A 21,613-nucleotide genomic window follows, 5' to 3' on the forward strand; every position below is an offset into this window, starting at 1 on the left:
TGCTGCTAGCGTTGGCAAGGCAGCTCGGCAGGTAACGAACCGTTCATGGCGCCATCCCTTTACAGCTACCTTTGGAAGCACACGAAACGCCAGCAGCTCTGGATGCTGGTGGTCGTCCTCGTGTCGGTGGTGCCGCTCTATCTGTCGCTCAACCTGCCCAAGCTCATCATCAACGGCCCCATCCAGGGCTCGGGCTTCGAGGATGGCAGTGCCGACACCTATTTCCGCTGGAGCCTGCCCGATTTCCTGCCCTTTTTCGGCGGAGCGGATGTCTATCCCGGCCTGGAGCTGGAGCGGCTCGAGGCTCTCTACATCCTGTCGGCGCTGTTCCTGGGCCTCGTCATCGTCAATGGCGCGTTCAAATACTACCTGAACATCTACAAGGGCCGTCTCGGCGAGCGGATGCTGCGCCGACTGCGCTTCGAGATGGTGGACCGGGTGCTGCGCTTTCCGATGCGGCGGCTGCGGCGGGTACGCCCGGCCGAGATCGCCAGCATGGTCAAGGACGAGCTGGAGCCGATCGGCGGCTTCATCGGCGATGCCGTCATCCAGCCGATCTACCTGATGAGCCAGATCCTGACGGCGATGGTTTTCATCTTCGTGCAGAGCTTCACGCTCGGCCTGGTGGCCCTGGCCGTGATGGGCCTGCAGGTGGTGGTGATTCCCCGGATGAGGCGCCGGCTGCTGATATTGGGCAGGCAGCGCCAGTTGGCTGCAAGGCGACTTGCCGGCAGCGTCGGCGAGATCGTGGAGGGCATGCCCGCCATCCGCACCAACGATGTGTCCAACTTCGTGCGGGCCCGCATCTCGGACGAGTTGGGGCACATTTTCCTGATCCGCTTCGATATCTATCAGTGGAAGTTTTTCGTTAAGTTTCTCAATAACTTCCTGTCACAGGCGACGCCCTTCATCTTCTATTTGTTCGGCGGCTATTTCGCCATCACGGGGCAAATGGACATCGGTGCGCTGGTGGCCACCATCGCCGCCTACCGCGAGCTTCCCTCGCCGCTGAAAGACCTGATCGACTGGGACCTGACGCGCCTGGACGTCAACGTCAAATACGAACAGGTGATGGACCAGTTCTATGTGGACGGCCTGTTGAATCCGCGCTCGCAGGCGCAGGTCGACGGAGAGGTGCCGCACCTCACCGGGCCGCTGCGCCTCGAGGGCGTGACCATCCGCGACGAAACGGGCATCTCGCTCGCCACCGCCATCGACCTCGTACTGCCGTTGACCCAGCAGGTCGCGGCGACGGGCCCCGTCGGCGACGGCGCCGAAAGCGTGGCCGAGGCCCTGGCACTTCTGTCGCAGCCGGCCGAGGGAGCGATCACCGATGGCGGAAGGGCCCTGGCGGACTTGCCGGAGCGCATCACCGGCCGGCGCATCGCCTTCGTCGACACTACAACCTACTTTCCGCAGTCGAGCCTCAGGGCTGCCCTCTTCTACCCGCTGATGCACCGGCTGGAGGACAAGCTTCCGCCGGCCGTCACGCGCCGGGAGCAACTGGCGCGCGCCGAATCCGTCGCTTCGGGCAACAGCGTGGAGACCCCCGAAGGCGATTGGGTGGACCATACGGCCATCGGCGCCAGCCACGAGGAAAGGCTCGCGGCGATCCGAAACGTCCTGGAAATCACGCAGTTGACGCGCGACATCAAGCGCATCGGCCTCGGCTCGATCGTGCCGGCCACGCTCGTATCCGCGGCGGCGGCGCCCATTCTGCGGGCCCGCGCCGATTTCAGCACGCGGCTGCAGGAGCGCGGGCTTGCCAAGGCGGTCCAGCTTTTCACGCCGGATGCCTTCCTGTCCGATGCGACCATCATCGAAAACATCGTCTTCGGCGCGATGCGCGGCGAGGAATCCATGGCTGCCCAACTCACCGCGCTGGCCGAGGTGCGCGACATCATCCTGTCTACTGGCCTGGATGCCCCATTGGCCGAAATGGGGCGCAAGATGGCCGAAACACTGGTCGAGGTGTTCGGCGGCATGGGGGAAGGCAACCCTCTGTTCCGGCGCATGTCCATCGGCTCGGCCGAAGAGATCGAGGCGCTCCGCGCCCTCCTTGCCCGCATCGAGGGACGCCCCACCGGAGCGGCGGACCCGGACGACCGGCGACAGCTGATCCGGCTGGCGCTCGGCTATGCCGAGCCGCGCTTCAGGTTGGGCCTTCTCGACGCCACGTTGAAGCAGCGCATCATCGACGCGCGCCGTTCCCTGCATGCCGGGGCCTCGGACAGGCTCCTGGCCGAGGTGGACCTTTACGAACCGGGCGAGTTCAACCCTTCGGCCACGATCCGCGACAATATCGTGTTCGGCCGCGTCGGCGAGGTCACCTCCGCCACCAGCGACGCGCTAAATGAAATCCTGGTCGACGTCATCAACGCCAACGGCCTGTCGGACATCGTGCTGGAAGCAGCCCTGGATTACGACATCGGGTCCGGCGCCAAGCGACTGACGGTCAGCCAGCAGCAGCGCCTGGCGCTGGCGCGCGCCATCCTCAAGGCGCCGGACTACCTCATCGCCAACCGCTGCCTGTCATCGCTGGACAGCAATCTGCAGCAGAAGATCGTTCAGGCCACGCTGGCGCGTGGACGGGATGAGAAGCGGCCCTTCGGGGTGTTCTGGGTCGTCGGCAACCTTGCCGTCGCCACGCAGTTCGAGCGGTTGATCACGTTCAAGGGCGGACGCATCGTGGAGGACAAGGCCCTTGCCGACGATGCGGCATTGGGCCAATCTCCCGTTGAGGCCCTACGCGGAGAGCCGCGTCAAGCAAGGGGAGCCACCCCATGAGCCTGTTGACGGACGAAGTCGAAGTTCTTCGCCGCAGCCCCATGTTTGCCGGGGTCGAAACACCGCAGTTGAAGCTGCTCGCCTATACGGGCGAGATGGTCCGCTTCGACGCCGGGGAAGTTCTGTTTCGACAGGGAGAGCCCGGCGACAGCGCTTATGTGATCCTGTCCGGCGAGGTCGTCGTGCTGGCGGATTCGCCCATCGGGCCCATCCAGCTCGCGCGCCTCGGCCAGCATGAGATCGTCGGGGAAATCGGCATCCTGTGCGATGTCCCCCGTACCGCCACGGTGCAGGCGGCGACGTCGCTGCGCACCCTGCGCATCGCCAAGGATTGTCTGGCTGAAATGCTGGAAAGTTTCCCGGGCATGGCGCTCGCCATGCTGCGGGAGCTGGCGCAGCGCCTGTCCCGCACATCGGCCGATCTGGTGATGCTGCGCGGCGAAGGCGAGCGGCCGGACATGTAATGCGGGCACCATGACAGAGAGACAGCGGATCGGGGCGTTCGATGGATTGCGCCTCACCATATTCGGCGCACGCGGCTCTATCCCGTCCGCACCGGACGACCCGAGCGAATTCGGCGCCCGTAGCTGCTGCGTCCTCGTGGAGGCGGACGGGCGCCCGCTCGTCTTCGACGCCGGCTCGGGCATCGTGGAGTGCGGGCGGGCCCTGGCCGCGGACGGCTGGAACGATGTGGACCTGTTTTTCGGCCACATGCATTACGATCACATCATCGGCCTGCCCTACTTCATGCCGATGTACGATCCGGCAGGCTCGGTCCGCGTCCATGCCGGGCACATGATGGACGGCGCCTCGTGCGAGGCCCTCGTACGCGACTTCATGCGCGCGCCCTTCCACCCCGTCGGCATCGAGGCGCTGAAAGCGCGGCTGAGCTTCATCACGTTCAAGCCGGGGGATAGGCTGCAACCGACGCCGCGCACGACGATCACGACCTACAGGCTCACCCACCCCAACGGCGCCGTGGCCTACCGCATCGAGCATGCGGGGCGCTGCCTGGTCTATGCAACGGACCATGAGCACACGCCCGGCACCGTCGACGAGGCGCTCACCGATTTCGTCCGCGATGCCGATCTTCTGGTCTACGACACGACCTACTCGGATGCGGAGATGGAGCGCTATCGCGGTTACGGCCATTCATCGCACGAGGAAGGCGTACGGCTCTGCAAGCGGGCCGGCATCGGCCAGCTCGTGCTTTTCCATCATTCGTTCAAGCATTCGGACGCGGTCCTCTGCCAGACGGAAGCCGCCTGCCGCGCCGTCTTCCCCGGCACGACGGCGGCCCGCATCGGGCAGGTATTCGAGCTTCCCGCCCGCACAGGCGCACCTGCATGAGCATTGACAGCAAGAGCCTGCACGAACTCGGCGAATGGATGGTCGGCGAGGTGCTGGCCGATGCGCCGCTGAAATCGGTAGTGCCGGAACTGGCCCGCCGCCTGACGACGCTGGGCGTGCCCGTCCATCGCTGCCGTCTGACCTGGCCGACGCTGCACCCCTTGTTCGAGGCCGAGACCCTGCTGTGGACCACGCAATTCGGTGTCACCAGCCAGAGCTTCGACCGGGAGCGCGTGGACGATACGGCCTGGCGGCAGAGCACCGTCAAATGGATGCTCGACAATCGCTCCAACCTCCTGCGCGCGCGGCTCGACGGGCCAACCCCGGACCCCACCTTTCCGCTGTATGACGAATTGCGCGGCGAGGCCTTCGTGGACTTCATCGCCCTGCGCACGCAACTCTTCGCCGACGGCTCCATGCTGCGCCAGGGCAGTTCGGACCTGGATTTCGGGCTTTATGTCGCCTGGGCGACAAAGGATCCCGCAGGCTTTTCCGACGACGCCGTCGAACTTCTGGGGCGTATCCAGCGCTATGTCGCGATGGTGTGCAAGTCGCTGGCCCTGCCTCGCCTGATCTTCGGCGTCGCCAACACTTACCTCGGCCCCACCATCGCGCGTGAAGTGCTGGGCGGGCGCATAACGCTGGGCAGCGGCAGCCAGGTGCGGGCCCTGATCTGGTACTCGGACCTGCGCGATTCCACCGCGCTGGCGGAATCGATGGGCAGCGAACCCTATCTGGCATTGCTCAACGACTACTTCGACAGCACCGGCCGTGCCGTGGTGGAGGCCGGCGGGGAAATCCTCGCCTTTATCGGCGACGCCGTAATGGCGATCTTTCCGATTTCGCAAACCGCATTCAGCGAAAGTCAGGCATCGCTTCTCGGCATGCAGGCCGCGGACGCGGCCCTCAAGATGGCCGAGCACGTCAATGCCCGGCGGATCACCAAGGGCCAGCCCCCCATCCATTTCGGCATAGCCATGTGTGTCGGCGAAGTCCGCCTTGGCAATATCGGCATACGCCAGCGCCTGTCCTTCTCGGTCATCGGCCCTAGCGCCAACGAGGTCGAGCGCATGGAAAAGATGACGAAGACCATGCGCGTTCGCGTCCTGGCCACCGAAGAGATCGCCCAGGCCGCGCCCCACCGCTGGCAGGCCATGGGGCCCGTGCCGCTGCGCGGCTTCCGCGACGCCGTCCCGCTATTCGCCCTTGTGCCGGACCGAACACCCCAAGGTTGAGGCTTCGCGTCGCCGTTTTTGAAACGGACCGTAGCCCGCCGGCATCATACAACTGCAATTGACGCGACTTATGGTTTGCCTGCCTATGATCCGGCAGAAAGGTGGGCATCCATGCGCATAGCTATGATCGGTTGTGGTTACGTCGGGCTCGTCTCCGGCGCATGCCTTGCGGATTTTGGGCACGATGTCACCGCCGTCGACCGGGATTCCGGCCGCATCCAGGGGCTGGAGGCCGGCGTCATGCCGATATTCGAGCCGGGACTGGACCAGCTCGTGGCAACCAACGTTTCCGCCGGACGCCTGCGATTCTCGAGCGATATGCAATCTTCGGTTGCCGATGCCGATGTCGTCTTCATCGCGGTCGGCACGCCCTCGCGGCGCGGCGATGGCCACGCCGACATCAGCTTCGTGGAAGCAGCGGTTGAGAGCATCGCCCGGCACCTCGAGCCGGGCGCGGTGGTGGCCACCAAGTCCACCGTACCGGTGGGCACCGGAGACAGGATCGCCGTTCAACTGGCCCGCCTGGCGCCGGGACGCCCCGTTTCCGTCGTCTCCAACCCGGAGTTCCTGCGCCAGGGTGCGGCCATCGAGGATTTCTGCCGCCCCGACCGGATCGTCGTCGGCACGGAGGACGCGCACGGCCGGGCCGTGATGGAGGCCGTCTACGGCCCGCTGTCGATCAACCGGGCGCCGCTCCTGTTCACCGGCCGGCGCGATGCGGAGCTGGTCAAATATGCCGGCAACGCCTTCCTGGCGATGAAGATCGAGTTCATCAACGAAATGGCCGATCTGTGCGAAAGGCTGGGCGCGGACGTGCAGGAGGTTGCACGCGGCATCGGGCTGGACAACCGGATCGGCCCGAAGTTCCTGCATGCCGGCCCCGGCTATGGCGGCTCGTGCTTCCCCAAGGATACGCAGGCGCTTCTGGAAACGGCGCGCGCCCATGGCGCGCCGCTGGCGCTCGTGGAAGCCACCGTCGCCGGCAATCTGGCGCGCAAGGAAGGGCTGGCCGCCCGTGTGGCGCATGCCTTCGGCGGCAGCGTCGAGGGCCTGCGCGTGGCGCTGCTGGGCCTGTCCTTCAAGCCGAACACCGACGACATGCGCGAAGCCCCTTCCATTCACCTGGCACAGGCCCTCAAGGCCGCCGGGGCGGACGTTACGGCAACCGACCCGCGCGCCATGGAAAACGCCCGTGGCCTGTTACCGGACGTACGGCTGGTGGAAGATGCCTACGAGGCGGCCAGGGGCGCCGACGCGGTGGTGCTGGTGACCGAGTGGAACGCCTACCGCGCGCTGGACCTTGCGGCCCTGTCGACCCGCATGCGCGGCAACGTCTTCATAGACCTGCGCAACGTCTACAGCCACGCGGCGATGGCCGAGCACGGGCTGATCCATCATGGGGTGGGACGCGGCCCGGCGGCGACCGCCCTACCCCTCCGGCGTCAGGCGTAGCGGAAGCCTTGCGCGCGATACCAGCCGACGAATTTCGGGATACCGTCGGCGATCGGCGTCTGCGGCGCGTAGCCGGTCAGGCCGCGCAGCAACCGCGTATCGGCAAAGGTTGCGTCGGAATCGCCGGCGGGCAGCGGGCGATACAGCTTCTGCGCCGTCACCCCGGCCGCCTTTTCGATTTCCGCGACGAAATCCATCAGCCCCACCGGCTGGCCGCCGCCCGCATTGACGACGCGATAGGGTGCAACGGCGCTCAGCGTATCGCCCTCGACGCGGCCGTCTTCGCCCGGGATGGCGTCCATCAGGCGGGCCATCGCCTCCACCAGATCGTCTATGTAGGTAAAGTCCCTGAGGCTGGAGCCGTTATTGTTGATCTGCAGCGGCTCCCCGGACAGGATGCGCCGGGCGAAGATGTAATAGGCCATGTCGGGCCGGCCCCACGGCCCGTACACGGTGAAGAACCGGACCGCCGTGGTGGGTATGGCGTAGAGATGGGCATAGGAATGGGCCATCAACTCGCCCGCACCCTTGCTGGCGGCATAAATGGTCAGCGGCTCGGCGGTACGGACGCGCTCGTCGAAAGGCATGGATGTGCTGGCGCCGTAGATGCTGCTGGTGGATGCGAGCACCAGATGCGCGGGCGTGTGGGCTCTACATGCCTCCAGCATGTTGAACGTACCCACGATGTTGGCGCCCACATAGGCTTGCGGGTGCGAAATCGAGTGTCGCACCCCCGCCTGCGCCGCCAGATGGAAAACGATCTCGGGCCGCTCCATCGCGAAGAGCGAGACAAGCTCCGCCGCGCTCTCGATATCCATGCCGACGAAGCGAAAACCATTCCGGCCTTCGATCTGAGCCAGCCGGGCGTGTTTCAGGGCCGGGTCGTAATAGGGCGACAGATTGTCGATCCCCGTAACCTCGTGCCCCGCATCCAGCAGCCGGCGCGCCAGATGGAAACCGATGAAACCGGCGCAACCGGTAATGAGAATACGCATGAACGGTCCCGCGCGGATGGTGGCGATGCCTTCCGATAGCGCGGCCACGGGCAAAGGCATAGGGCAGCGCCGTCGCTTTCTGGTTCTGCGCCATGCCCCCACCGCCTGGAATGCGGATGGCCGCATACAGGGCCGGACCGATTGTCCGCTGTCGCCCGAGGGGCACGAACGCGCGCTGACCTGGCGCGTGCCGGCGGGATTTTGCCGGGCGCCCTGTTTCAGCAGCCCGCTGCGGCGCTGTCTCGACACGGCCCGCGCCATGGGCCTGTCGCCCGTCGTCGACGACAGGCTGGTGGAGATGGACTGGGGAACGCTCGAAGGCGCAACCCTTGCCGGGATGCGCGCCGGGGGCGGCACGGATTTCGCCCGCCGCGAGGCCGCCGGCCTCGATTTCCGGCCACCGGGCGGCGAAACGCCGCGTGAAACGGGCGCGCGCGCCGTGGCGGTGCTGGCGCAGGCAACCTCCGATGCCGTCATCGTGACGCACAAGGGCGTCATGCGCGCGCTGCTTGCGCTGGCGACGGGTTGGGACATGGTGGGCAAGCCGCCGATCCGCTTTCCGGCAGAGGGGCACGCATTGCTCATGGAATGGCGGGAGGGCGTCCTGTACCTGCAACCAGACACTGTGGATATGCGCAACTGAAGCGCGCTATGCTTGACCGCCGATCGTTTCCGCCAAGGGCCTATGGACGACCTCCTCAAGATCGAAGACCTGATCGTCGATTTTCATGCGCCATCGGGCCGCGTGCGCGCCGTCGGCGGCGTTTCCTTCCGCGTACCACGCGGTGGCACGGTGGCGCTGGTGGGCGAATCGGGCTCCGGCAAATCGGTCACGGCGCATGCCATCATGGGCCTTCTCCCGGGCGCGGCGCGCATGGAGGCCGGGCGCATCCTGTTCGACGACGGCTTGTCCGGGCCGCTCGACCTTGCCGCCCTGCCGCCGCAGTCCGACACGTTCACGGCCCTGCGGGGCGCCCGCATATCCATGATCTTCCAGGAGCCTTCGACCTCCTTTTCGGCCTTCCACACGATCGGCGCGCAGATCGTCGAGGCACTGATGCTGCACGAGAAGGTCGACGCGGGACAGGCCCGCAAACGGGCGATCGACGCGTTGGCCGCCGTGGGCTTCCGGCAGCCGGAGCGGCAGATAGACGCCTATCCCTTCGAATTGTCCGGCGGCCTGAACCAGCGCGCGATGATCGCGATGGCCACCATAACCCGCCCCGCCCTTTTGATCGCGGACGAGCCGACGACCGCTCTGGACGTGACGGTACAGGCCGAGATCCTGCGCCTGCTGCGCGACCTGCAGCGTGACCATGGGACGGCCATCCTGTTGATCGCGCACGATCTTGGCGTGGTCGCCAACCTCGCCGACGAGATGGTGGTGATGCACCATGGACGGGTGATGGAAAGTGGCATGGCCGACGAGCTTTTCGCCCAGCCGCGCCACCCCTATCTCAAGGCGCTGGTGGGTGCGGTGCCTCGCATCGGCATGCCGCGGCACGAACGGCTGAAGCCACTGCGCGAGATCGACGTTTCGCTGCCGGCTACGCCCAGGCAGCCGCCCCCCGACCAGGCGGTGCTGTTGCGGGCCGAGGGCCTGCAGAAGCGTTTCGCCAGGCGCAAGGGCGGGCTGTGGCCGGGCCGCAAAGGCGAGGCCGCGCCGCCGGCCGTCAACGACGTCTCCTTCGAAATCCGACGCGGCGAGTGCCTTGGCCTGGTGGGGGAAAGCGGCAGCGGCAAGACGACCGTTACGCGCATCCTGGCGCGCAGCATCGAGGCGGATGCCGGGAGCATCCGCATGGCAGGCCGGGACGGCAGCGACGTCGATGTGCTGGCGCTCGAGGGCGAAGCCCTGCGCCAGTGGCGCCGGCGCATCCAGTTCGTGTTCCAGAACCCTTATTCGGCGCTCAATCCCCGCATGACCGTCGGCGCCATCGTTGCCGAGCCTCTGAAGATCCACGGGATCGGCACGCCGGCCAGCCGGCGGGACACGGCCCTGGACCTGCTTCGGCTGGTGGGCCTCGACGAAAGCCACATGGCCCGATACCCGCACAGTTTTTCCGGCGGACAACGCCAGCGCATTGGCATTGCCCGGGCGCTGGCGCTGGAGCCTGAGCTCCTGGTGCTGGACGAACCGGTCTCCGCGCTGGACGTGTCCGTGCAGGCGCAGATCCTGAACCTGTTGCGCGACCTGAAGGACAGGCTCGGCATCACGTGCCTGTTCATTTCGCACAATCTGGCCGTGGTGGACTACCTGGCCGACCGCATCGCCGTGATGTCTGGCGGGCGGCTGGTGGAAACGGCGCCGCGCGCCGCCCTCTTCGCCGATCCGCGCCACCCCTACACGCGGTCGCTGATCCGCGCCGTGCCGGAGCCGGACCCCGACAACCGGCTGGACCTGGACGCCATCGGCCTGACGCAATCGGGGCCTTCGCAATGGGGAGCCGATTTTCTGCCCGACGCCGCCGGCACGGAGCCCGGCATGGTGACCGTGGGCCCGGACCATTCCGTACGCGCCCACCGTGTGCCGGGGGATGCCGAGCTTGGCGGACGAAGCCGGGCGGAACACGACGAGATCGCGCGCGCCATCGAGACCGATCCGAAGGGCGAGCCGACGGTGCATCTGGATTTCGAGGACGGCACGCTTGCAGGCTGGAGCACACGGCGTCTCGTCGGCCCATGGTCGGCGCGGACGGACACGTCCCATGCCCGCACCGGGCGCTTTTCCTGCCGCTTCGAGCTTCGGCCCCAGGACACGGTCAGCCAGGGCAACCGCGCCGAATTGCGCGACTGGTGGAACGCTCCCCTCGGCACCGAATGCTGGTATGGCTTCTCCACGTTCCTGCCGGTCGATTTTGCGGCGCCCCCGGGCACCTCCATCGTGCTGGCGCAATGGCATGACCAGGCCCGGCTCGGCGAGCCATCCGGCAAGCCGCCCGTCGCCCTGCGTTACCGGGACGGTGTCCTGCGCTTCACCGGCGCCGCCGGCGCCGTCGCATCGTCCACACCGGAGATCGTCCATTTGTTCGGGGAAACGCCGGCAACGCCCGGCGCATGGATGGACTTCGTTCTGCGCGTCCATTGGCCCATTGGCGGCGAAGGGGCTGTGGAATGCTTCGTGAATGGCGAAAGCCTGTTCCGCTTCAATGGGCCGCTGGGCTACCGCAACCAGACGCTTGGCCCTTATTTCAAGTTCGGCCTGTATGCGAGCGGCCCCTTCACCGATCCGCTCATTGCCTGGCAGGACAATTACAGCCGTGGGGGCACCTATGCCGCCGTGGACCCATCGATTGACCATAGAGAACGGGAAACCGCCTGATGCGCCTTGCGGCCAATGACGCGACCTTGGCGGCTGCGGAGCCTTTCGGCGCTGTGGAGGCGGTTCGTCTGCCCGATGCTGCGCCCTTCGGCACGCGCCTCGCCGCCCTCGCAGGCGCTGCGAGGCAGCAAGGCTGCAAATGGCTGTTCCACACGCCCCCGGGGGAGACGCCATCGCCAACGGCGCTGGACAGGGTCGCCTTGGCCAGCCTGCATTACGACATCGTCTTCGGGGCGCTGGCCACGGGGACCCCGCCGGCCCTGTGGCGACCGTCGCGCCTGGCCTTCGACGCGGCGGAGCGGCTGCCCCACGCGCTGCTGAACTGGTGGGTGGGCCAGACGGTCCTGGCCCGCACCGACACGATATTGCGGCTTGCCGAGGCCGGACACTTCGACGATGCCGACGCGGTGGCCACCCTGTTCGCGCTGTGGGCCCATGCGCGCACCGTCAAGCTGGCGCAACCCTTGAGCGAGCGGCCCGACGAGCCGGAGCCGCTGCAGACGGAAGAACGGGGAGCCATCCTGGCGCGTCTTGCGCTGGACCCGGCCAGGCTTGCCGTCGACTGGGGCGACCGGCGGTATTTTCTACCCTATACGGGCCGCAATGCCGGCATTGAGCGGCAGCAGACGCGTGGCCAGTTCTTCGAGGCCGATGAGCTGGCCTGGCTTTCCCGCCGGCTTGGGCCGGGGCGCGTGATCGCCGATATCGGGGCCAACACCGGCAACCACACCATCTTCTTCGCCGGTCCGATGCAGGCGGCCCGCGTCATCCCGTTCGAGCCACTTCCCGACGCGGCAGCCATGCTGTCGCGCGCCGTCGCGTGGAACCGGCTTGCCAATGTGGACCTTTCGATGCTGCACCATGGCGTCGGCGCACGGCCGCTTGCCATGCGCGCCGAACGGTCCGAGCGCGGCGGCCTTGGTGCGACCCGGCTGGTGGAGGATGTGACGGGCGACATAAAGGTTCAGCCGCTCGATGCCCTCTTGACCGGACCGGTGGACTTTCTGAAGATCGATGTCGAGGCGATGGAGATGGACGTCCTGTCCGGCGCAAAGGGCGTTATCGCACGCAATCGCCCCGCCATCTTCATCGAGGTGGCCGAGATCACGGCGGATGCCTTCCGCATCTGGCTCGGCGAAAACGATTACGGTGTCGAGCGCGTCTTTTCCGACAAGGGACACACCAACCTTCTGGTGCTGCCCCGTGCCGCCTGAGCGGAGATTGCAACGCATGCGGCTGCCCGCGATCCTCCTTTTCCTGGCCGCCATGGCCGCGCCGGCCCTGGCGCAGGACTGGCGTGAGCCGCCGGTCCTTGCCGAACGGGTGGCGGATGGAAGCCTTCCACCCGTTTCGGAGCGGATCCCCGACGAGCCGTTGATCTACGATCCCCGCGCCCGTGGCGGCGAGATCGGCTCCTATGGCGGCACGCTGCGGCTGATCGAGGGCCAGGCCAAGGATACGCGGCGCATGGTCGTGTATGGTTACGCCCGCCTCCTCGGTTACACGCCCGAGGGCACCCTTGCACCCGACATCGCCAAGGCCGTCGAGGTGGAGGACGGTCGCATCTTCACCTTCCGCCTGCGGTCGGGGCACCGCTGGTCGGACGGCGCGCCCTTCACCGCCGACGATTTCCGCTACTACTGGGAAGACATCGCCAACAATTCCGAACTCGCCCCCTACGGTCCCCCGCGCGAGTTGCTGGTGGACGGCAAGCCGCCGCGCGTCACCTTTCCCGACGCTTCGACCGTGCGCTACGAATGGGATGCGCCGAACCCGTATTTCCTGCCCGCGCTTGCAGGCGCGCAACCGCTCTACATCTTCCGCCCGGCCCATTACCTGAAGCAGTTTCATGCCCGCTACGCAGAACCGGAGCAGTTGAAGCGCGCCGTGGCGCAGGCGGGCCAGCGCAACTGGGTCGCGCTGCATTTCAAGTTCGACCAGGCCTACAAGAACAGCAATCCCGACATGCCCTCGCTGGAGCCGTGGGTTCTGAGAACGTTCCCGCCATCGGACCGCTTCATCTTCGCCCGCAATCCGTACTTCCACCGCGTCGACCCGGAGGGCCATCAGCTTCCCTATATCGACGAGGTGGCGATGAGCATCGCCGCCCCGCGCCTGATCCCCGCCAAGACGGGCGCCGGGGAAGCCGACCTGCAGGCCAGCTATCTGGGGCTCGCCAATTTCGCCTTCCTGAACCGGGCCGAAAAGATCGAGGATTTCGAAGTGCGGCGCTGGCAGAGCGGGCGCGGCTCGCGGCTGGTGCTGTTTCCCAACCTCAACGCTCAGGACCCGGTCTGGGCCGAACTTTTCCGGCAGGCGGATTTCCGCCGCGCCCTGTCGCTGTCCATCAACCGCGAGGACATCAACAAGGCCATCTATTACGGCCTGGGGCGGCCGGGCATCGATACGGTGGAACCACAATCGCCCCTCTACGACGCGCGCACGGCCAACCTCTATGCCGGCTACGACCCCGCCTATGCGCAAAGACTTCTGGACGGGCTGGGCCTCGACAAGCGCGGACCCGGAGGGGTTCGCCTTCTGCCCGACGGACGGCCGATGATCATCGTGGTCGAGACGGCCGGCGAGGATACCGAGCAGGTCGATGTGCTGGAGCTCGTTGCCGAAGACCTCGCCAGGGTGGGCATCACGCTCATCACACGCACCGGCGAGCGCGAAACCATGGAGCGCCGGATATCGGCAGGGCTGACGCTGATGTCGGTCTGGACTGGCCTCGAAAATGCGCTGCCCAATGCAAAGTCCGATCCGGCGGAGCTCGCGCCCACCAATTCACGGCAGCCCGAATGGCCGGCCTGGGGGGCCTGGTACGAGACCAAGGGCTCGTCGGGGACGGAGCCCGACATGCCGGCAGCAAGGCAGTTGCTGGCACTCAACGCCGAGTGGAGCGAAACGACCGACGACGCCCGCAAGGCCGAAATCTGGCGCGAGATGCTGCGCATCAACGCCGACGAGGCGCTGCGTATCGGCATCGTATCCAACATCGACCAGATCGTCGTGGTATCGGACCGGCTGAAGAACGTTCCCCAGCGGGGCATCTACAACTGGAACCCCGGCGCCTTCTTCGGCATGTACCGGCCGGACAGCTTCTTCCTGACGCGGCCCGCTCAGGTGGCCGAAGGGCGGGGCTGAACGGCGATGCTGTCTTACGTTGCGCGACGGCTGGCGACGATGGCGGGTACCCTCCTGGCCATCAGCGTCATCGTGTTCGTCATCATCCAGTTGCCACCCGGCGATTACCTCACCACGACCATCGCCGAAATGCAGGCATCGGGCGAGACGGTGGACCAGGACAGGATCGAGTTCCTGCGCCAGCAATACGGTCTCGACAAGCCCATGCCGCTTCAATACCTGACCTGGGTGGGCGGATTGCTGCAGGGCGATCTGGGCTATTCCTTCGAATACGGCATGCCCGTCAGCGACGTCGTCGGAGACCGCCTCTTCCTGTCGCTGGTGCTGAACTTCGCCACCATCCTCTTCATCTATGCCGTGTCCTTTCCCATCGGCATCTATGTGGCGACTCGCCCATACGGCCTTGCAGACCATGGGCTCTCGTTTTTGGGCTATCTCGGGCTCGCGACGCCCAACTTCCTGCTGGCGTTGATCCTTCTGTATTTGTCGAACCGCTATTTCGGGCTGTCCATCGGCGGACTGACGGATCCGGAATATGTCGATGCGCCGTGGAGCGCGGCCAAGGCCGGATCGCTGCTGGCGCATCTGGTGGTGCCGGTGGTCGTCATCGGCACGGCGGGCACCGCCGGAATGATCCGCCGCCTGCGGGCCAATCTGATGGACGAGTTGCATCGCCCCTACGTCGTCGCCGCGCGGGCACGCGGCGTGCCCGAGGGCCGGTTGCTGCGCCGCTATCCGCTGCGCGCCGTGCTGAATCCTTTCATCTCAGATATCGGCACCCTGCTGCCGCAGGTGGTCTCGGGTTCCGTCATCGTCTCGGCCGTCATGTCGCTGCCGACCACGGGGCCGATGCTGCTGTCGGCCCTGCGCAGCCAGGACATGTATCTGGCGGGCTCTTTCCTGATGTTCCTGGCGCTGCTGACCGTCGTCGGCATGTTCCTGTCCGATATCCTGCTGGCCATGGTGGATCCGCGTGTCCGCCTGCAGGCGGAGCGCAAGGCATGAGCGGGCGGCTGCCCCATTTCGTGTCCACCGAGCCGTTCGACCCTGGCCGCACGCAGGCCGTCGGCACCATGCGGTCGGAGCGGTTCCTGCGCGCGTCGCAGGGTCAGCTCGTCTGGTGGCGCTTCTGCCGGCACCGGCTGGCGCTGTTCTCGCTGGTCTTCCTCGGGCTGGCCTACGCCTCCATCCTGATCTCCGAGTTCCTGGCGCCCTATCCGCTGGCCGCACGCCATACCGATTTCATCTTCATGCCGCCGCAGCCGGTGCATCTTTTCCACGAGGGCAGTTTCATCGGCCCCTTCACCTACCGCATGGTGGGAACGCTCGACATGGAGACGCTCGAGCGCAGCTATGCCGAAGAGCGTACCACCCCGATGCCGCTGAGCTTTTTCTGCCGGGGCGAGCCCTATTCCTTCTGGGGCCTGGTCGAGGGCGACCTGCATCTGGTCTGCCCGCCGGAGGGCGGCACACTGTTCCTGATGGGCACTGACCGGCTGGGGCGGGACATGCTGTCGCGCATTCTCTACGGCGCCCGCATATCGCTCACCATCGGCCTCGTCGGCGTTGCCCTGTCCTTCATGCTCGGCCTGTTCTTCGGGGGCATGGCCGGGTATTTCGGAGGCAGGATCGACTATTGGGTGCAGCGTGTGACGGAAGTGCTACGCTCCATTCCCGAGCTTCCGCTGTGGCTGGCCCTGTCCGCTGCGCTGCCTGTCACCTGGAGCCCGCTTCTCGTCTATTTCGGCATCACCCTCATTCTCGCCCTTCTGGACTGGCCGTCGCTGGCGCGCGCCGTGCGCTCCAAGCTCCTGTCCCTGCGCGAGGAAGACTTCACCGCCGCCGCCGTCACCATGGGGGCCAGGCCCGCCCGTATCATCGGGCGACACCTGATCCCCAATTTCATGAGCCATCTGATCGCCTCGGCATCGCTGTCCATTCCCACCATGATCCTCGCCGAGACGGCGCTCAGCTTTCTCGGCCTCGGGCTGCGGCCGCCGATCACCAGTTGGGGCGTCCTGTTGACGGAGGCGCAGAACATCGAGGCCGTGGCGCTGTATCCGTGGCTGCTGTTCCCGATGCTGCCCGTCATCGCGACGGTGCTGGCCTTCTCGTTTCTCGGAGATGGCCTGCGCGACGCGCTGGATCCGCACGCCCAGGTCTAGGGCCGGGGCCTGCCGATAGAACACCATGCCGCGTCAGGCCGGAAATATGATAAGCCATGCTTCGCAATGCGGCCGGGCCCGCTCTATCTTCGGCGTCAAACACAGCCATCCCCCATTTCCGAGGTTCGCCATGTCCACCATCGCCGCACCGCGTCCCGGTGCCACGGCCCCATCCCCCGGGCTTCCCGGCTTCGGGGCGCTCGCCGCTCTCGCCATCGGCACGGTCGCGCTGGCATTGGCCTTCGGCCCCAGGCAGGGGGCGCTGTTCCTGACGGGTGGCGCCCTGGGAATGGCGCTCTATCATGCGGCCTTCGGCTTTACCTCGGCATGGCGGGTCTTCATCCTGGAGGGGCGCGGGCGTGGCCTTCGGGCGCAGATGGTGCTTCTGGCCGTCGCGGTGCTTCTGTTTTTTCCCGCCCTCGCTTCCGGCACGCTTTTCGGCGAAGAGGTGCGCGGCAACGTCTCCCCCCTATCGACTTCGGTCGTCATCGGCGCCTTCATGTTCGGCATCGGCATGCAGATGGGCGGCGGCTGCGCATCCGGCACGCTGTTCACCGCGGGCGGCGGCAATGCCCGGATGGTCGTGACGCTGGTGTTCTTCATCATCGGCTCGGTCCTGGCCACGATTCATTTCGACTGGTGGTTAGCCCTCCCGTCATTCCAGCCGGTAACGCTGGTCTCGCTCGGCGCGCCGCTCGGCATCGCGGTTTCGCTGGCCCTGTTCGCGGCCATCGCTGCCCTGACGGTGGTGATCGAAAAGCGTCGCAACGGCGGCAGGCTGGAGCAGGCGCCGCCCTCGCCCCGCCACGGGTTGCAGCGTTACCTGCGGGGCCCGTGGCCGCTGGTGTTCGGTGCGGTTGCGCTGGCGATCCTCAACTTCGTCACCTTGGCTTTGGCCGGTCGGCCATGGGGCATCACCTCCGCCTTTGCCCTGTGGGGTGCCAAGGCCGCGCAACTTGTCGGCATAGACCCGACCGCATGGGCCTACTGGCAGATGCCGGGCAATGCCCGCGCCTTGTCGGAAAGCGTCTTTGCCGACATCACCTCGGTCATGAATTTCGGCATCATCGCCGGCGCCATGCTGGCTGCGGCGCTGGCGGGCCGTTTCGCCCCCTCATTGCGTATCCCGCTGCGTTCCCTGCTGGCGGCCATCATCGGCGGACTGTTGCTCGGATACGGCGCGCGGATTGCCTATGGCTGCAACATCGGGGCCTACTTTTCCGGCATCGCGTCCGGCAGCCTGCACGGTTGGCTGTGGGCGGTCGCGGCATTTGCGGGCAACGTCGTGGGTGTGAAGCTGCGTCCCTTCTTCTTTGCGGAACGACGCGGCGCGGTCGCCCGCGGCGACGGCGCTTAAGGATTGGAACGCGTCGGTTACTCGAACAGATCAGCGTGAGTACCGGCGCGCACGAAGATCACGCTGTTGCCGTCCACCCAAAACACCAGAAGGCAATCTCCGCCGATATGACATTCCCGGTGGTCGGCCCAGTCCCTTTTCAAGGCGTGGTCAAGCCATTCCGGGCCGAGCGGTTCGTCGTTCGCTATCAGAAGAAGCATGGCCTTCTTGATCTGGCGCATGTTGTAGCGGCCAGAACGGGACAGCCGCTACCAATCCTTTACGAAGCTCTTCGTATAGTCGGCCGATCTTGGCAGCGAAGCCCACTTTCTACTTGCGGTTTTCTTCGTCGAGGCCATCAAACAATTCCTGACCGCTGCTGAACCGTGCCTTACGGGCCTTCGCCAAGGCGCGCGATTCCGTAATCGCGGCGTGCGTTTCGGCGTTCGGTACCTTCAATTCGAAGGGCAAAGCCTTGTCCTTTGCAACGCGGGTCAACGTCATCCGCACAACATCGGACACGGTCAGCCCCATTTCGGCCAGCACGGCCGCTGCCTCGTCTTTCATGCGCTCGTCGATGCGGGCGCGCACAAATGCACGAGAAGCCATGACCGGCCTCCTTTCCATGTCCTGAATAGCTCGCATGAGGCACATCTTCACGGAATCCGCGCTACTCGTTCCGGTGCGTTACTAGGCCGAACGGTTAGGACAAGAACGCGTCGGCCACCAATTTCAGCGACACGAGAAACAGGGTCGTCTGCACGAAAAGGTAGAAGCCGCGCTCCGGCAGCACCCGCACCAGCCACCAACCCGCAACCGTGCCGACAAGCGCGACCGGCAGAAGCATCGCCGCAAACTCCAGATTGCGCAGGGTGAACTGGCCGAGTGCCGTGTAGGGTACCAGCTTCATGGCGTTGACCGCCGCGAAGGTGATGGTCGTCGTGCCGGCGAAGACAGTTTTTTCCAGCCGCTGCGGCAGGACATAGACCTGGAAGGGCGGCGCGCCCGCATGCGACACGAAGCTGGTGAAGCCGATGACCGCGCCCCAGATGACGCCGCGCGGCACATCGGCCGGGCGCGGCGGCACCGTGCGTTTGCGCTTCAGGAACATGTCGACGCAGAAGACAAGGCCGATCAGCCCGATCATCAGCGTCACGAGGCGCGCATCGGCGATGCTGGCGGTGGCCCAGCCGACGCCGATGCCAAGGCCCGCCGCCGGGATCAGGATGGCCAGGTTGCGGCCAGAGAAGCGATGCCGGTACAGGTAGACGCCGACCATGTCGCTGGCCACGTAGATCGGGGCCAGAAGGGCCGTCGCCTGCAAGGGCGGCATGGTCAGGGCCAGCACGGGCACCCCCAGCATGCCCACCATGGACAGTCCGCCCTTTGACAGGCCCACGAAAAACGCCGCCAGCGTGGCGGCGATGATGAAGCCCACGTCGATCGTCTCGGGCACGTCGTCCTCGAATCGCGGTTGCGCACTATTTAGTTGCTTCTATCGCAAATCCCCGCCTGGCGGGTGCAGGAGGGCTCCCTTGGCCGTGACACCCGCATTCACTGGCGCGCAATGGCGCATCCTTGCCGCGACAATCCTCGGCTCCAGCCTGACCTTCATCGACGGAACCGTCGTCAACGTCGCGCTGCCCGCCATCGGCGCCAGCCTCGAGGCCGGGTTCAGCGCCCTGCAATGGGTGGTCAGCGGCTACCTGCTGACGCTGGCAAGCCTGATGCTGCCGGCCGGGACGCTGGGAGACCGGCGCGGCTATGCCCGTACCTTCCGCCTCGGTCTCGTTCTGTTTTCCCTGGCCTCCCTGCTCTGCGCCCTCGCCCTGGCCGTCGGCTGGCTGATTGCCGCGCGCCTGTTCCAGGGGATGGCCGCCGCGGTGCTGGTGCCCGCCAGTCTGGCACTGCTGGCGCAGAATTTTCGTGGCGAGGCACGGGGCCGGGCCATTGGCATCTGGGCCGCATCCAGCGCCATAACCACCGCCATCGCGCCGCTTCTCGGCGGATTTCTGGTCGATGTCGCCGGCTGGCGGGTCGTTTTCCTGATAAACCTGCCGCTGGCGGCGGCCGCATGGGCGTTGGCGCGCCCGGCAGGCGGCCGCGATGCAGCCAGGGATGCCGGTCCCGTCGATCTTGCGGGGGCCGCGCTTGCGACCGCAAGCCTCGGGCTGATGAGCCTCGGCCTGGTGCGAATGGGCGAAGGAGCCTTGTTGCAAGGTGGCATGCTGCTTGCCCTGTCGCTGCCGTTTCTTGCCGGCTTCATCGCATGGCAGTTCCGCTGCCCCAACCCGATGATGCCTCCGGACCTGTTCGCCAACCGGGTGTTTTCCGGCGTCAACCTGCAAACCGTGCTTCTGTATGCGGCGTTTTCCGGCGGCCTCCTGATGGTGCCACTGTCCCTGATCGAGGCGCGCGGTTTCGACGCGCTGGAAGCCGGTGCGGCCCTGCTTCCCATCTCGATCATCATGGGTCTCTTCTCGAGCCTGTCGGGCCGTTATGCAGCCAGGGCCGGACCCAGGCTGTCCCTGACCGTCGGACCGCTTCTCGCCGCGGCCGGCTTCGCGCTCATCGGCGTCGGCGCGCCGCAAGCCGGCTACTGGCTCGGCTATCTTCCGGGTCTGATCGTCCTCGGCTGCGGCATGACCATGGCCGTGCCGCCATTGACGACGGTGGTGCTGGACGCGGTTCCGGAGGGGCGCAGCGGAACCGCGTCCAGCATCAACAACGTGGCGGCCCGCACGGGAAGCCTTCTGGCCGTCGCCGCCCTGGGTTTCGCTTTCGGTGGCGCTGCCGCCGACAGTCTCGGCGATGCCGGCATCGGCCGTGCAACCGCACTGGCCATGTTTGGCGCGGCCATCCTGTCGGCATTGTCGGCCATCGCAGGCTATGTCGCGACGCGCGGCGGCGTCAGGCCAGAAGCACGCGCTTCCACACCCGTTCCGCCGCGGCGCTGAGAACCCCCTGCCGGAAGATGCAGATGTTGATGTCGATCTCCGGCAGGTCGCCCGCCATCCGCACGAGCCTGCCGTCCGCAAGGTCGCCGGCCACCAGTTGCAGCGGCAGCCAGGCATAGCCGGCTCCGCCCACCGCTGCGCCGCGCAAGGCGGCGGCCAGATGCGACGTGAAGGCTGGGCTTTCTCCGGTGGCAACGGTGACCGAGGGCACACAGGCGGAAGCGATACGGCCAAGCCCCGATTCGGTGCTGTAGGCGAGATGCGGAATGTCGCCCCCATCCAACCCCGGCGCGTGAACGGCCACCATCCTGTCCCTGCCGATGACGCGATGCTGGAGCCGCCCATCGAATGGATCGTCGATGGACGGGTGATGATGGCAGATCAGGAACTCGGCGGCCTGCCGGCGCATCATCTCGGCACACATTGCCATGTTGGCGGCGTTGAGCTGGATGGGCCCGAGTTCGAACCCCTCGCCCATGCGCCGGATCCAATCGGGAAAGAAAACGAAGGACAGGGTCTGCGTGGCGGCGAAAGGCACAGCGGACGTGGTCGGCCCGGCAGCCTCCCGTGCCCTGCGGGCAATATGGGCGATGCGGCGTTGCAGGTCCGGGGCCAGCTCGGCGAAGGCTTCCCCCGCCGGCGTCAGCGCCACGCCGTGCGGCAGGCGCTGGAACAGCGATGCACCCACCCATGCCTCCAGCGCGCGGATGCGCCGGCTGAAGGCGGGTTGGGTCACGTTGCGACAGGCCGCCGCCCGCGAGAAGCCACCCTCCTCCACCACCGCCATGAAGTCTTCAAGCCAGATGCCGTCCACGTCGCCCTCATCAACGCCCATGCCGACACGGCATGGGGCTAGCCGATCATGGC

General features: G+C 66.5%; 18 protein-coding genes. 13 read left to right on the forward strand and 5 right to left on the reverse strand.

Annotated features, from left to right (window positions below):
* The first annotated feature begins 45 nt into the window (after nt 1–45).
* The 5 genes from IGS74_RS12435 to IGS74_RS12455 all read left to right on the forward strand — a co-directional run bounded on the left by IGS74_RS12435 (nt 46) and on the right by IGS74_RS12455 (nt 6,824).
* Nucleotides 46–2,787, forward strand: coding sequence for an ABC transporter ATP-binding protein (locus IGS74_RS12435; RefSeq protein ID WP_192386505.1), 2,742 nt, complete (start codon nt 46–48; stop codon nt 2,785–2,787).
* Nucleotides 2,784–3,251, forward strand: a complete 468-nt coding sequence (locus IGS74_RS12440) for a cyclic nucleotide-binding domain-containing protein (protein WP_039194006.1) — start codon at nt 2,784–2,786, stop codon at nt 3,249–3,251. Before IGS74_RS12435 ends, IGS74_RS12440 begins: the two co-directional genes overlap by 4 nt.
* Nucleotides 3,252–3,261: 10 nt before the next feature.
* A complete protein-coding gene (locus IGS74_RS12445) occupies nt 3,262–4,137 on the forward strand; it encodes an MBL fold metallo-hydrolase (RefSeq protein ID WP_192386507.1) in 876 nt (291 codons plus the stop codon).
* The gene (locus IGS74_RS12450) at nt 4,134–5,372 is read left to right on the forward strand and encodes an adenylate/guanylate cyclase domain-containing protein (RefSeq protein WP_192386509.1); all 1,239 of its coding nucleotides are present in this window, start codon (nt 4,134–4,136) and stop codon (nt 5,370–5,372) included. Before IGS74_RS12445 ends, IGS74_RS12450 begins: the two co-directional genes overlap by 4 nt.
* Before the next feature lie 111 nt (nt 5,373–5,483).
* Nucleotides 5,484–6,824, forward strand: a complete 1,341-nt coding sequence (locus IGS74_RS12455) for a UDP-glucose/GDP-mannose dehydrogenase family protein (RefSeq protein ID WP_192386511.1) — start codon at nt 5,484–5,486, stop codon at nt 6,822–6,824.
* Here the strand turns inward: IGS74_RS12455 and IGS74_RS12460 are convergent.
* Entirely contained in the window at nt 6,815–7,819 is a 1,005-nt protein-coding gene (locus IGS74_RS12460; RefSeq protein ID WP_192386514.1) for an SDR family NAD(P)-dependent oxidoreductase, read from the reverse strand. The genes IGS74_RS12455 and IGS74_RS12460 overlap by 10 nt on opposite strands.
* On the opposite strand from IGS74_RS12460, the gene IGS74_RS12465 reads away from it, so the two are divergent.
* From IGS74_RS12465 to IGS74_RS12495, 7 genes are all read left to right on the forward strand, one after another.
* On the forward strand, nt 7,818–8,462 hold the full coding sequence (locus IGS74_RS12465; protein ID WP_192386515.1) for a histidine phosphatase family protein: 645 nt from the start codon (nt 7,818–7,820) through the stop codon (nt 8,460–8,462). The genes IGS74_RS12460 and IGS74_RS12465 overlap by 2 nt on opposite strands.
* Nucleotides 8,463–8,504: 42 nt before the next feature.
* The gene (locus tag IGS74_RS12470; protein ID WP_192386516.1) at nt 8,505–11,141 is read left to right on the forward strand and encodes a dipeptide ABC transporter ATP-binding protein; all 2,637 of its coding nucleotides are present in this window, start codon (nt 8,505–8,507) and stop codon (nt 11,139–11,141) included.
* On the forward strand, nt 11,141–12,355 hold the full coding sequence (locus IGS74_RS12475; RefSeq protein ID WP_192386517.1) for an FkbM family methyltransferase: 1,215 nt from the start codon (nt 11,141–11,143) through the stop codon (nt 12,353–12,355). Before IGS74_RS12470 ends, IGS74_RS12475 begins: the two co-directional genes overlap by 1 nt.
* A 16-nt stretch (nt 12,356–12,371) precedes the next feature.
* Entirely contained in the window at nt 12,372–14,288 is a 1,917-nt protein-coding gene (locus IGS74_RS12480; protein WP_192386518.1) for an ABC transporter substrate-binding protein, read from the forward strand.
* A gap of 6 nt (nt 14,289–14,294) precedes the next feature.
* On the forward strand, nt 14,295–15,293 hold the full coding sequence (locus IGS74_RS12485; RefSeq protein ID WP_039193995.1) for an ABC transporter permease: 999 nt from the start codon (nt 14,295–14,297) through the stop codon (nt 15,291–15,293).
* On the forward strand, nt 15,290–16,453 hold the full coding sequence (locus IGS74_RS12490) for an ABC transporter permease (RefSeq protein ID WP_192386519.1): 1,164 nt from the start codon (nt 15,290–15,292) through the stop codon (nt 16,451–16,453). Before IGS74_RS12485 ends, IGS74_RS12490 begins: the two co-directional genes overlap by 4 nt.
* A gap of 130 nt (nt 16,454–16,583) precedes the next feature.
* A complete protein-coding gene (locus IGS74_RS12495; RefSeq protein ID WP_192386520.1) occupies nt 16,584–17,810 on the forward strand; it encodes a YeeE/YedE family protein in 1,227 nt (408 codons plus the stop codon).
* A 17-nt stretch (nt 17,811–17,827) separates the two neighbouring features.
* Here IGS74_RS12495 and IGS74_RS20290 read toward each other — a convergent pair whose 3' ends face one another.
* The 3 genes from IGS74_RS20290 to IGS74_RS12510 form a co-directional block, all read right to left on the reverse strand.
* A complete protein-coding gene (locus tag IGS74_RS20290) occupies nt 17,828–18,055 on the reverse strand; it encodes a type II toxin-antitoxin system YafQ family toxin (RefSeq protein ID WP_192391779.1) in 228 nt (75 codons plus the stop codon).
* 64 nt (nt 18,056–18,119) lie between these two features.
* Entirely contained in the window at nt 18,120–18,398 is a 279-nt protein-coding gene (locus IGS74_RS12505) for a type II toxin-antitoxin system RelB/DinJ family antitoxin (RefSeq protein ID WP_192386521.1), read from the reverse strand.
* 94 nt (nt 18,399–18,492) lie between these two features.
* On the reverse strand, nt 18,493–19,245 hold the full coding sequence (locus IGS74_RS12510; RefSeq protein ID WP_246722544.1) for a sulfite exporter TauE/SafE family protein: 753 nt from the start codon (nt 19,243–19,245) through the stop codon (nt 18,493–18,495).
* Nucleotides 19,246–19,330: 85 nt separating this feature from the next.
* Between IGS74_RS12510 and IGS74_RS12515 the strand changes: the two genes are divergently transcribed.
* A complete protein-coding gene (locus tag IGS74_RS12515; RefSeq protein WP_246723149.1) occupies nt 19,331–20,746 on the forward strand; it encodes an MFS transporter in 1,416 nt (471 codons plus the stop codon).
* On the opposite strand, the gene IGS74_RS12520 is transcribed toward IGS74_RS12515, so the two are convergent.
* Complete coding sequence (locus IGS74_RS12520; RefSeq protein WP_192386525.1) at nt 20,700–21,581, reverse strand: LysR family transcriptional regulator; 882 nt, start codon at nt 21,579–21,581, stop codon at nt 20,700–20,702. The two genes, IGS74_RS12515 and IGS74_RS12520, sit on opposite strands and share 47 nt — an antisense overlap.
* Nucleotides 21,582–21,613: the final 32 nt, after the last annotated feature.

The sequence above is a fragment of the Aureimonas sp. OT7 genome (assembly GCF_014844055.1).
GTDB classification, from domain to species: domain Bacteria; phylum Pseudomonadota; class Alphaproteobacteria; order Rhizobiales; family Rhizobiaceae; genus Aureimonas; species Aureimonas altamirensis_A.

What these genes read in the sequence shown, in the direction of transcription:
- IGS74_RS12435 (WP_192386505.1), top strand. Translation starts at nt 46, where the DNA reads ATGGCGCCATCCCTTTACAGCTACCTTTGGAAGCACACGAAACGCCAG.
- IGS74_RS12440 (WP_039194006.1), top strand. Translation starts at nt 2,784, where the DNA reads ATGAGCCTGTTGACGGACGAAGTCGAAGTTCTTCGCCGCAGCCCCATG.
- IGS74_RS12445 (WP_192386507.1), top strand. Translation starts at nt 3,262, where the DNA reads ATGACAGAGAGACAGCGGATCGGGGCGTTCGATGGATTGCGCCTCACC.
- IGS74_RS12450 (WP_192386509.1), top strand. Translation starts at nt 4,134, where the DNA reads ATGAGCATTGACAGCAAGAGCCTGCACGAACTCGGCGAATGGATGGTC.
- IGS74_RS12455 (WP_192386511.1), top strand. Translation starts at nt 5,484, where the DNA reads ATGCGCATAGCTATGATCGGTTGTGGTTACGTCGGGCTCGTCTCCGGC.
- IGS74_RS12465 (WP_192386515.1), top strand. Translation starts at nt 7,818, where the DNA reads ATGAACGGTCCCGCGCGGATGGTGGCGATGCCTTCCGATAGCGCGGCC.
- IGS74_RS12460 (WP_192386514.1), bottom strand. Translation starts at nt 7,819, where the DNA reads ATGCGTATTCTCATTACCGGTTGCGCCGGTTTCATCGGTTTCCATCTG.
- IGS74_RS12470 (WP_192386516.1), top strand. Translation starts at nt 8,505, where the DNA reads ATGGACGACCTCCTCAAGATCGAAGACCTGATCGTCGATTTTCATGCG.
- IGS74_RS12475 (WP_192386517.1), top strand. Translation starts at nt 11,141, where the DNA reads ATGCGCCTTGCGGCCAATGACGCGACCTTGGCGGCTGCGGAGCCTTTC.
- IGS74_RS12480 (WP_192386518.1), top strand. Translation starts at nt 12,372, where the DNA reads ATGCGGCTGCCCGCGATCCTCCTTTTCCTGGCCGCCATGGCCGCGCCG.
- IGS74_RS12485 (WP_039193995.1), top strand. Translation starts at nt 14,295, where the DNA reads ATGCTGTCTTACGTTGCGCGACGGCTGGCGACGATGGCGGGTACCCTC.
- IGS74_RS12490 (WP_192386519.1), top strand. Translation starts at nt 15,290, where the DNA reads ATGAGCGGGCGGCTGCCCCATTTCGTGTCCACCGAGCCGTTCGACCCT.
- IGS74_RS12495 (WP_192386520.1), top strand. Translation starts at nt 16,584, where the DNA reads ATGTCCACCATCGCCGCACCGCGTCCCGGTGCCACGGCCCCATCCCCC.
- IGS74_RS12505 (WP_192386521.1), bottom strand. Translation starts at nt 18,398, where the DNA reads ATGGCTTCTCGTGCATTTGTGCGCGCCCGCATCGACGAGCGCATGAAA.
- IGS74_RS12520 (WP_192386525.1), bottom strand. Translation starts at nt 21,581, where the DNA reads ATGGGCGTTGATGAGGGCGACGTGGACGGCATCTGGCTTGAAGACTTC.